This window comes from Xenorhabdus sp. PR6a, assembly GCF_028599065.1.
GTDB classification, from domain to species: domain Bacteria; phylum Pseudomonadota; class Gammaproteobacteria; order Enterobacterales; family Enterobacteriaceae; genus Xenorhabdus; species Xenorhabdus doucetiae.
Genome location: NZ_JAQRFJ010000120.1, coordinates 1 through 3,028 on the forward strand (window position 1 = coordinate 1; position 3,028 = coordinate 3,028).

3 protein-coding genes are annotated in these 3,028 nt (G+C 40.7%); all 3 read left to right on the forward strand.

Translation table 11 applies throughout. The features are described from left to right. The first annotated feature begins 46 nt into the window (after positions 1-46). Positions 47-649, forward strand: coding sequence for an RBBP9/YdeN family alpha/beta hydrolase (locus PSI15_RS17370; RefSeq protein WP_273584616.1), 603 nt, complete (start codon positions 47-49; stop codon positions 647-649). 230 nt (positions 650-879) lie between these two features. Then, positions 880-1,659 carry a polysaccharide lyase gene (locus tag PSI15_RS17375; protein WP_273584614.1) on the forward strand — a complete coding sequence of 260 codons (780 nt, stop codon included), beginning with the start codon at positions 880-882 and terminating at the stop codon, positions 1,657-1,659. A 73-nt stretch (positions 1,660-1,732) separates the two neighbouring features. Further along, positions 1,733-2,875, forward strand: a complete 1,143-nt coding sequence (gene lldD / locus PSI15_RS17380) for an FMN-dependent L-lactate dehydrogenase LldD (RefSeq protein WP_273584615.1) — start codon at positions 1,733-1,735, stop codon at positions 2,873-2,875. The last annotated feature ends 153 nt before the right edge of the window (positions 2,876-3,028 follow it).

Below are 3,028 nucleotides of genomic sequence, written 5' to 3' on the forward strand. Positions count from 1 at the left end.
GTGTCTTACCTCCATAAATGGCTCAATGATTAAATGGGATAAAGCAATGGCATCAGAAAAAGTAAGCAGTAGCGGTCAGTTTTCTGGCAAAAAAATAATTATTATTCATGGATATACTGCTTCACCTTCATCTAATTGGTTCCCTTGGTTAAAAGAGAAACTTACCGAACAAGGTGCAGAAGTGTTCGTACCTGCAATGCCTGACACATCAGCCCCTAAACCTGAATCCTGGGCTAAGATGTTGATGGATATCGTGCCGGTGGCAGATAAAAATTCGGTTTTTATTGGTCATAGTCTCGGTTGTATCGCGGTATTACGGCATTTAGAGTCAATATGTTCTCAGCACCTTCATATTGGTGGGTATATTTTGGTTTCTGGATTTGACTCTCCTCAAATCACCGTACCAGAATTGAATGCTTTTACTGTTGAGCCGTTAGACTATGCTTTCTTGCGTCAAATAACCAAACAGCGTATTTCGCTTATTTCTTCTAATGATCAAATTGTTTCTCCACAATCCTCTTTGGATCTGGCTCATGCTTTACAAACAGAAGTGATTCATGTTGCTAATGCTGGACATTTTCTCGATAGGGATGGTTTTACTCGTTTGTCTCCTGTTTATGATATTTTGCAAAATATGTTATCAGAATAAATATAGATAAATGATATCTTATAACCCTCCAGTTTATTGGGTTTAATCTGGGGGGTATTAAATATAAAAGACCAGTGAGTTATTTTAAATATGGTTTGTTGGCTATAAAATTTGACTATCATTTTAAACAGGGACAAGATAAGAATATATTTTGTGGTTCTTTTTTAACTTGCTTTATGCTGTTTGGGGTTTTGTATGACAGTATAAATATATTTACTAAGGAGTTAATTATGGTGCCAAATTATTCTCCCATTACTTCTAATGTCAATAATGGTGATTTGGTTCATGTGGACTTTGAATACAAGATAGGAAAATATTCTGCCAAAGATTTCAAATCTGACTGGGGTATTTCACCGACTTTATCATCTGGTCTTAATCAGGGAAAATTAAATATCGTTATTGATCCTCAAAATGATAAAAACAAAGTATTAGAGTTGACTTATCTTGCCAATACTGTCGGCTCTGAGGCCGGAACCTCATTTAATGTACCGATTCATGGTGTGCATAAAGCGTTATGGTTGCAATATAGAGTGATGTTCAGTAAAGAATTTATGTGGGTTAAAGGTGGAAAACTACCGGGTTTGGCTGGTGGCGATCACCCATCAGGCTGTATCGATAATGACAGTTTCGATGGTTTTAGTAGTCGCTTGATGTGGAGAAAAGCAGGCGAGTTATTTGGTTATCTCTATTATCCTGAAAAAAATGAACGATGCGGTGATTATATTAAATTAGAAACTTCGTTAAAGAAAAATACGTGGTATACCCTGACACAATATGTAAAACTAAATAATATCGGCAAACACGATGGTATCTATATACAATATGTCGATAATCAAGAGGTTTTTAGAACAAACAGTCTCAAATTGAGAAATAAAAATGATGTTTTCATTGATGCGATAAAATGGAGTTCTTTTTTTGGCGGTTCTACGCTGGATTGGGCTCCACCAGTGGAACAATATGCTTATTTTGACGATTTTGTTGTTAGTGTTGGAAAGCCTGATAATATTTAATCATTTCTTATTCTGTGAAAATAACCACGTGAGGATCTTGTGCGAATAACTTTTCAACATTAAGGTGCATATTATGATTATTTCCGCTTCAACTGATTATCGGGTTGCAGCACAAGCTAAGTTACCGCCTTTTCTGTTCCATTATATTGATGGCGGAGCCTATGCAGAGCATACCCTTAAACGCAATACCGCCGATTTATCTGATATTGAGTTACGTCAGCGTGTGTTGAAAGATATGTCCGAATTGAGTCTGGAAACCAGCCTATTCGGAGAAAAAATGTCAATGCCGGTGGCACTGGCGCCTGTTGGACTCACAGGAATGTATGCGCGTCGCGGCGAAGTACAGGCTGCGCGTGCCGCAGCCAAAAAAGGCATTCCATTTACTTTATCGACAGTATCTGTATGCCCGATTGAAGAAGTCGCTCCCGCAATCGATCGCCCAATCTGGTTCCAGCTTTATGTACTGAAAGATCGTGGTTTTATGCGCAATGTCCTGGGAAGGGCGCAGGCTGCGGGAGTCAAAAATTTGGTATTTACCGTTGATATGCCAGTTCCTGGAGCGCGTTATCGGGATGCACATTCTGGTATGAGTGGCCCGAATGCGGCTATGCGCCGTCTTTTGCAAGCGATAACGCATCCGCGATGGGCATGGGATGTAGGATTGTGGGGCAAGCCACACGATCTGGGCAATATTTCCGTATATCGTGGTAAACCGACTAAATTGGAAGATTATATGGGTTGGTTAGGCAGTAATTTTGATTCCTCCATTTCATGGAAAGATTTGGAGTGGATACGTGATTTCTGGAAGGGACCGATGATAATTAAAGGTATCCTCGATCCAGAAGATGCTAAAGATGCTGTCCGTTTTGGCGCTGATGGTATCGTGGTTTCAAATCATGGCGGACGCCAGCTTGATGGGGTTTTGTCAACGGCACGCGCCTTGCCTGCGATTGCGGATGCCGTCAAAAATGAGATTACCATTCTTACTGATTCCGGTATTCGAACAGGATTGGATGTGGTGAGAATGATTGCTCTGGGGGCAGATAGTGTGTTATTGGGGCGTGCTTTTGTTTATGCGTTGGCAGCGGCAGGTGAAGCGGGGGTTTCCAATTTGCTGGATCTGATTGAGAAAGAGATGCGGGTGGCGATGACCTTAACCGGAGCGAGATCAATCTCGGAGATTAATGCGGATTTATTGGTTCGTAATCAAAGCTAATGGCTGCCATTGTTGGTCAGCAGAATATGCTCTGCTGACCCTATTAAATTAATCCTTTAAATACCGATAGGGCGATATCCCTGCCATTCAGGTTTATCTGGCTGACCGTGAGGATTTTCAGTTAAATGGATGTGATAGCCATTGACTTGTCCA

What these genes read in the sequence shown, in the direction of transcription:
- PSI15_RS17370 (WP_273584616.1), top strand. Translation starts at nt 47, where the DNA reads ATGGCATCAGAAAAAGTAAGCAGTAGCGGTCAGTTTTCTGGCAAAAAA.
- PSI15_RS17375 (WP_273584614.1), top strand. Translation starts at nt 880, where the DNA reads ATGGTGCCAAATTATTCTCCCATTACTTCTAATGTCAATAATGGTGAT.
- lldD (WP_273584615.1), top strand. Translation starts at nt 1,733, where the DNA reads ATGATTATTTCCGCTTCAACTGATTATCGGGTTGCAGCACAAGCTAAG.